This window comes from Streptomyces sp. M2CJ-2 (genome assembly GCF_016757295.1).
In the GTDB taxonomy this organism is placed as follows: Bacteria; Actinomycetota; Actinomycetes; order Streptomycetales; family Streptomycetaceae; genus Streptomyces.
In genome coordinates this window covers 20,905-27,395 of the sequence record NZ_JAESIF010000076.1, presented here as the reverse complement: position 1 = coordinate 27,395, position 6,491 = coordinate 20,905, and the positions used below count along the sequence as shown (strand labels likewise).

The following is a 6,491-nucleotide window of genomic DNA, read 5'->3' as shown; positions in this document are numbered from 1 at the left end:
CGATTTCCTCGGGGTTTCGCCTTCCGGGTGTCCGCTTTTCGCGTTTCCCTTTCCGGCGGCTCCGACTTTATCAGAGGTTCTGAGTCGGATTTCCTCGCCCCTCCGGGGACTGGTTCCGACGCTCGAAGCAATCGGGTTCCCGGTCGGGGTGAGCCGTAAACGTACTGGAGCGGGGCGGCTCGATGCAAATCGAGGCCGCCCCGCTCCCAGTTCACCCGCACGGGCTGTCCTACGAGCCGTCAGACCTCCACGACCACGGGAAGGATCATCGGCCGGCGCCGGTACGTGTCGGAGACCCATTTGCCCAGCGTGCGGCGGATCAGCTGCTGCATCTGGTGCGGTTCGACGACGCCGTCCTGAGCCGATCGTTCCAGGACTTCCGTGATCTTCGGCAGTACGGCGCTGAAGGCGGAGTCGTCGATCCCGGAGCCGCGGGCCTGGACGTACGGGCCGCCGGTGATCTTCCCGGTGGACGAGTCGATCACCACGAAGAGCGAGATGATGCCCTCATCACCGAGGATCTTGCGATCCTTCAGCGCGGGTTCGCCGACATCACCGACGGAGAGGCCGTCGACGTAGACGTACCCGGCCTGGACCTTGCCGGAGATCTTCGCCCTGCCGTCGATCAGGTCGACGACGACCCCGTCCTCCGCGATGACGATGCGGTCGTGCGGGACACCCGTCAGGGCGCCCAGTTCGGCGTTGGCCCGCAGGTGGCGCCATTCGCCGTGCACCGGCATCAGGTTCTTCGGGCGGCAGATGTTGTAGAAGTACAACAGCTCGCCGGCGGAGGCGTGGCCCGAGACGTGCACCTTGGCGTTGCCCTTGTGGACGACGTTGGCGCCCCAGCGGGTCAGGCCGTTGATGACCCGGTAGACCGCGTTCTCGTTGCCGGGGATGAGCGACGACGCGAGGATCACCGTGTCGCCCTGGACGATACGGATCTGGTGGTCGCGGTTGGCCATCCGGGACAGGGCGGCCATGGGTTCGCCCTGCGAGCCCGTGCACACCAGGACCACTTCGCTGTCCGGCAGGTCGTCCAGCGTCTTCACGTCGACGACCAGGCCCGGCGGGACCTTCAGGTAGCCGAGATCGCGGGCGATGCCCATGTTGCGGACCATGGAGCGGCCGACGAAGGCCACCCTGCGTCCGTACTCGTGCGCCGCGTCCAGGATCTGCTGGATGCGGTGGACGTGGCTGGCGAAGCTGGCCACGATGATCCGCTTGCGGGCGCCGGCGAAGACCTGCCGAAGAACGTTGGAGATTTCACGCTCGGGCGGGACGAAGCCCGGGACCTCGGCGTTCGTCGAGTCGGAGAGGAGGAGGTCGATGCCCTCCTCGCTGAGCCGGGCGAAGGCGTGCAGGTCCGTGAGGCGGCTGTCCAGCGGAAGCTGGTCCATCTTGAAGTCGCCGGTGTGGACCACCATGCCGGCGGGGGTGCGGATGGCCACGGCGAGCGCGTCGGGGATCGAGTGGTTGACCGCGACGAACTCGCAGTCGAACGGGCCGATGCGCTCGCGGTGGCCCTCGGCGACCTCCAGGGTGTAGGGGCGGATGCGGTGCTCCTGGAGCTTCGCCTCGATGAGGGCGAGGGTCAGCTTGGAGCCGATCAGCGGAATGTCCGGCTTCTCGCGGAGAAGGAACGGAACACCGCCGATGTGGTCCTCGTGACCATGGGTGAGGACGATGCCCTCGATGTCGTCGAGGCGATCCCGGATGGACGTGAAGTCCGGCAGGATCAGGTCGATTCCGGGCTGCTCCTCCTCGGGGAACAGCACCCCGCAGTCGACGATGAGCAGACGGCCGCCGTACTCGAAGACCGTCATGTTGCGGCCGATCTCGCCGAGACCGCCGAGCGGGGTGACGCGCAGCCCGCTCGCGGGAAGCGGCGGGGGCGGACCGAGTTCAGGATGCGGATGACTCAAAAGACTCTCCTCACCACACGCGCCACGTACCGGTGGGGCACGTGGCGCGCATGACGTTCGTGCAGAAGCAGTTGTCGTTGTGGTGCGCGGGCACCGGTGGCCCGCCGCTTATTCAGTTGTGGAGTCAGGTTGCGCGAGCGGTCGCGCGAAGTCTGTTGTCAGAGCTGTACCCCGCCGGCGGCAAGATCGATCTTGAGCTGCTCGATCTCTTCCGGCGTGCACTCGGCCATGGGGGCGCGCAGGGGCCCGGCGGGCAGGCCCTGGAGGGTGAGCGCCGCCTTGGTGGTCATCACGCCCTGGGTGCGGAACATGCCCGTGTAGACGGGGAGCAGCTTCTGGTGGATCTCGGTGGCCTTCTGGACGTCTCCCGAGACGTACGACTCCACCAGGGAGCGCAGCTCGGGGGTGACGAGGTGGCCGACGACCGAGACGAAGCCGACCGCGCCCACGGAGAGCAGCGGCAGGTTCAGCATGTCGTCGCCGGAGTACCAGGCGAGGCGGGATCGCGCGATGGCCCAGCTGGCGCGGCCGAGGTCGCCCTTGGCGTCCTTGTTGGCGACGATCCGCGGGTGCTCGGCCAGGCGGACGAGCGTCTCGGTGTTGATCGGGACGCCGCTGCGGCCGGGGATGTCGTAGAGCATGACCGGCAGCTCGGCGGCGTCGGCGACGGCCGTGAAGTGCCGGTAGAGGCCCTCCTGCGGGGGCTTGTTGTAGTACGGGGTGACGAGCAACAGGCCGTGTGCGCCGATGTGCTCCGCGGTGCGGGCCAGTTCGATGCTGTGGCGGGTGTCGTTGGTGCCGACCCCGGCCACCACGTGGGCACGGTCTCCGACCGCCTCCAGGACCGCCCGTACGAGGTCCGCTTTCTCCGCGTCGCTGGTGGTGGGGGACTCGCCGGTGGTGCCGTTGATGATCAGGCCGTCGTTGCCTGCGTCCACCAGGTGGGTGGCGAGCCGCTGTGCGCCGTCGAGGTCGAGTGCGCCGTCCGCCGTGAAGGGCGTGACCATGGCGGTGAGGACCCGCCCGAAGGGGGTCTGCGGAGTGGAGGTCGGAGCCATGGGTTACACGCTACTCGCTGCTCGAGTCGGGGTCTGCCCTCGGGGAGGCGACAAGACAGGACAAAGGTGGAGCCCGGCACTGCCTGCTCGGGGGTTCAGGCAGTGCCGGGCCCGTTCGATCAGGCTAAATGAACTACCTTAAATACCGCAATACGGACAACTCTCAGGGTTGATCACCCATGGGTGATCAACCCTGAGAGTTGTCCGCCACCGGTGGACGCGAGGAGCTGTGAGCGCCACGCGAACGGCACCGGCCACGCGGGTTACGGCGCCACGCGCCCGTTGGCGTTGAAGGCGGCGTGGGTGAGCGGCATGAGCCGGGCCCACTCGGCCTCCATCTTCTCGCCGACCATCTCGATCTCCCGCTGCGGGAAGGACGGGACCTTCGCCATCTCGTGCTGGGTGCGCAGGCCGAGGAAATGCATCAGCGAGCGGGCATTGCACGTGGCGTACATCGAGGAGTACAGGCCGACCGGGAGCACCGCGCGGGCGACCTCGCGGGCCACCCCCTCGGCCAGCAGCTTCTGGTAGGCCTCGTAGGCCTGGCGGTAGGAGTCGCCCAGCACGTTCTGGACGGTCTCGTGCTGGGCCGGGGTGCCTTCGACGAAGACGTACTTGCCCGGGCGTCCCTCCTGGACCAGCTTGCGCGACGCGTCGGGAACGTAGAAGACGGGCTGCAACTCGCGGTAGCGCCCGGATTCCTCGTTGTAGGACCAGCCGACCCGGTGGCGCATGAACTCGCGGAACACGAAGATCGGCGCACTGATGAGGAACGTCAGGGAGTTGTGCTCGAACGGGCTGCCGTGCCGATCCCGCATCAGGTAGTTGATCAGGCCCTTGGAGCGCTCCGGGTCCTTCTGCAGCTCCCCGATGGACTGCTCGCCGAGGGTCGATACACGGGCGGCGAACAGGACGTCCGAGTCCGAGGCACTGGACTTCACCAGTTCGACGGTGACGTCACTCCGCAGGGTGACGCCATCGAGTGTTGACGGCTGGAGGTCGTCGGCGGAGGTCAAGAGAGTACTTCCCGTCACATCGCATCTGAAGGTCAGCGCCCACTCTACGGGGCGCCCTCCGCGGCGGGGAGATGGACCGTGCCGCGACGAATTTCCCCATCTGGGCACTTTTTGATCGTGTCGCTCGTTTGTGTCGGTGAGAGTGATTCGTTCGAGATTCGACGGGAGAAGCACCACTGATGTTCGGTCGACGGGAATCCGTGCCGTTCGCCTTCATTGCCACTGCCGACAGGTTCCGCAGTAACGTCACGCCCCCGCCGCGCGAGCGGGCTTCCGCCGGTGAGCTGGCCGGGCGCTGGCTGCTGGGCCTCTGCATCGTCGCCGGCCTGGTGGGGTCCCTGATCCTCGGGATGCCCGCGCTGTCCATCGACCAGTCGGCCACGGGTACCGAGCAGTCACAGGCGTCCGACGGACGCTGATCCGGAGTCCGAACCGGACAACGGCCCCGCGCCGGATCGGGAGCGGTGAACCACCCGGGGTGGGGGCTCCGGGTCCGACCGGGCCCCCGAGGGTGGTGAGGGGTCATGCAGATCGGTAGCCTCACCGAGCACAGCCCACGCATGGATCAAGTGAGGACCAGCCGTGCCCCTGCCCTTCCTGACGGCCGATCGCGCTTTCGACACGGCGGACGACGTCCCACTGCCGCACGACGACCGGGACCGCTGGCGGCGCCCGTACCGTCCGGGGCCGTGGCGAGTGGGTGCGGCGGCCATACTGCTGCTGCTCGCCTCGTTCGTGCTGTTCGCGGCGGTGATCATCGCCGCGACAGCCTCGGTGTCGTCGGCCGGTGTGGTCTTCGCCCTCGCGCTGGTCGTCATAGTCTGGGCGCTGCGGCTGCTGCGCATGGGCACGTGGGTGAGTGCCCACGGGCTGCGGCAGGTGAGTCTGTTCAGCACCCGTACGACGCCGTGGGCCCAGGTGGCCACGGTGCGCACGGTGCAGCAGCCGGTGCGCTGGCTGGGGCTGCCGCGGACGGTGCAGGGGCAGGCGCTGCTGCTGGCCCGGCGGGGGCGGTCCGCGGAAACCCTGCCGCCGCTGCTGACCTCGCACAACGCGGACTTCCTGGGACGGGATCCGGCCTTCGACCGGGCGGCCGACTCGGTGGAGGTCTGGGCCGACGAGTACCGGCAGGACTGACCCTGCCCGTCGGGACCGGCCTTCATGTCGTCATGAGCCGGGGCCCGGTCCGCATGTGCGGACCGGGCCCCGGCTCTTTTTGTCGCGGTGTCAGGGGGTGGCCTTGCGCAGGGCGATCGCCCGTTGCATCGCCTTGCGGGCGCGCGCGGTGTCGCGGGCGTCGTGGTAGGCGACGGCGAGCCGGAACCAACTGCGCCAGTCGTCGGGGGCGTCCTCCGTCTCGGCTCTGCGCCGGGCGAAGACCTCGTCGGCCGAGTCCCGGTCGATACGGCCGCTGGGCAGACGCTTCAGCTCGTCCACGGGCAGTCCGCCCTGGGCGTCGAGTTCGGCGGCGAGGCGGTTGGCGTTGCGGACGAACTCGGTGTTCTTCCACAGGAACCACACGCCGATGACCGGCAGGATGAGCACCGCCACGCCGAAGGTGACGGTGAGGGGCGTACCGGCCTGGATGAGCAGCACGCCGCGGCTGCCGACCAGGACGAAGTAGACGACCAGGACGGCGGCCGTGACGGCGTAGGAGATCTTCGCGCGCATGGGTCGGCTCGTGCTCAGTTCAGATCGAGGAAGTGTTCCAGGCCGAAGGTCAGGCCGGGAGTGGTCACCACGCGGCGGGCGCCGAGCAGGATGCCCGGCATGAAGCTGCTGTGGTGCAGGGAGTCGTGGCGGACGGTGAGGGTCTCGCCCTCGCCGCCGAGCAGGACCTCCTGGTGGGCCAACAGGCCGCGCAGCCGGACGGCGTGCACCGGCACCCCGTCCACGTCGGCGCCGCGGGCGCCGTCCAGGGCGGTGGCCGTGGCGTCCGGGGCGGGGGCGCTGCCGGCCCGGCGGCGGGCCTCGGCGATGAGCTGGGCGGTGCGGGTGGCGGTGCCGCTGGGGGCGTCCACCTTGTCGGGGTGGTGCAGTTCGACGACCTCGACGGACTCGAAGTACGGGGCGGCGATCTGCGCGAACTTCATGGTCAGCACGGCGCCGATGGAGAAGTTCGGTGCGATGAGCACGCCCGTCTCCGGGAACTGCTCGAGCCAGCCCCTCAGCTGTGCGAGGCGGTCGTCGGTCCAGCCGGTGGTGCCGACGACCGCGTGGATGCCGTGGCGTACGCAGAAGTCCAGGTTGCCCATGACCGAGGCCGGGGTGGTCAGTTCGACGGCGACCTGGGCGCCGGTCTCGGCGAGGGTCTCCAGCCGGTCGTCCCGGCTGAGTGCGGCCACCAGCTCCATGTCGTCGGCGGCCTCGACGGCCCGTACCGCCTCGGATCCGATCCGGCCCTTGGCGCCGAGGACCGCCACGCGCAGCTTGCTCATCTTCCTTGCTTCCTTACCGGAGGGGTCGGGGAGGACCGGGGGGACGGTGGGGGT

7 protein-coding genes are annotated in these 6,491 nt (G+C 68.9%); 2 read left to right on the top strand and 5 right to left on the bottom strand.

The window, feature by feature from the left end; translation table 11 throughout:
- Nucleotides 1-239: 239 nt before the first annotated feature.
- The 3 genes from JL475_RS32980 to thyX all read right to left on the bottom strand — a co-directional run bounded on the left by JL475_RS32980 (nucleotide 240) and on the right by thyX (nucleotide 3,999).
- Nucleotides 240-1,925 (bottom strand): ribonuclease J, encoded by a 1,686-nt coding sequence (locus JL475_RS32980; protein WP_202281874.1) that lies wholly within the window; start codon nucleotides 1,923-1,925, stop codon nucleotides 240-242.
- A gap of 158 nt (nucleotides 1,926-2,083) precedes the next feature.
- Complete coding sequence (dapA, locus tag JL475_RS32975) at nucleotides 2,084-2,983, bottom strand: 4-hydroxy-tetrahydrodipicolinate synthase (protein ID WP_202281873.1); 900 nt, start codon at nucleotides 2,981-2,983, stop codon at nucleotides 2,084-2,086.
- A 263-nt stretch (nucleotides 2,984-3,246) separates the two neighbouring features.
- Nucleotides 3,247-3,999, bottom strand: a complete 753-nt coding sequence (thyX, locus tag JL475_RS32970) for an FAD-dependent thymidylate synthase (RefSeq protein WP_202281872.1) — start codon at nucleotides 3,997-3,999, stop codon at nucleotides 3,247-3,249.
- A 179-nt stretch (nucleotides 4,000-4,178) separates the two neighbouring features.
- Here thyX and JL475_RS32965 point away from each other — a divergent pair, with 179 nt between their 5' ends.
- Complete coding sequence (locus JL475_RS32965; RefSeq protein ID WP_202281871.1) at nucleotides 4,179-4,418, top strand: hypothetical protein; 240 nt, start codon at nucleotides 4,179-4,181, stop codon at nucleotides 4,416-4,418.
- A gap of 163 nt (nucleotides 4,419-4,581) precedes the next feature.
- Nucleotides 4,582-5,136 (top strand): PH domain-containing protein, encoded by a 555-nt coding sequence (locus JL475_RS32960; RefSeq protein WP_202281870.1) that lies wholly within the window; start codon nucleotides 4,582-4,584, stop codon nucleotides 5,134-5,136.
- A 90-nt stretch (nucleotides 5,137-5,226) separates the two neighbouring features.
- On the opposite strand, the gene JL475_RS32955 is transcribed toward JL475_RS32960, so the two are convergent.
- Together JL475_RS32955 and dapB are read right to left on the bottom strand one after the other, a co-directional pair.
- Entirely contained in the window at nucleotides 5,227-5,670 is a 444-nt protein-coding gene (locus JL475_RS32955) for a tetratricopeptide repeat protein (RefSeq protein WP_202281869.1), read from the bottom strand.
- A 14-nt stretch (nucleotides 5,671-5,684) separates the two neighbouring features.
- Complete coding sequence (dapB, locus tag JL475_RS32950; protein ID WP_109377363.1) at nucleotides 5,685-6,437, bottom strand: 4-hydroxy-tetrahydrodipicolinate reductase; 753 nt, start codon at nucleotides 6,435-6,437, stop codon at nucleotides 5,685-5,687.
- Between the last annotated feature and the right edge of the window lie 54 nt (nucleotides 6,438-6,491).

Bases quoted from the DNA above. Each gene is read 5' to 3' on its own strand.
- JL475_RS32965 (WP_202281871.1), top strand. From the start codon at position 4,179: ATGTTCGGTCGACGGGAATCCGTGCCGTTCGCCTTCATTGCCACTGCC.
- JL475_RS32955 (WP_202281869.1), bottom strand. From the start codon at position 5,670: ATGCGCGCGAAGATCTCCTACGCCGTCACGGCCGCCGTCCTGGTCGTC.
- dapA (WP_202281873.1), bottom strand. From the start codon at position 2,983: ATGGCTCCGACCTCCACTCCGCAGACCCCCTTCGGGCGGGTCCTCACC.
- dapB (WP_109377363.1), bottom strand. From the start codon at position 6,437: ATGAGCAAGCTGCGCGTGGCGGTCCTCGGCGCCAAGGGCCGGATCGGA.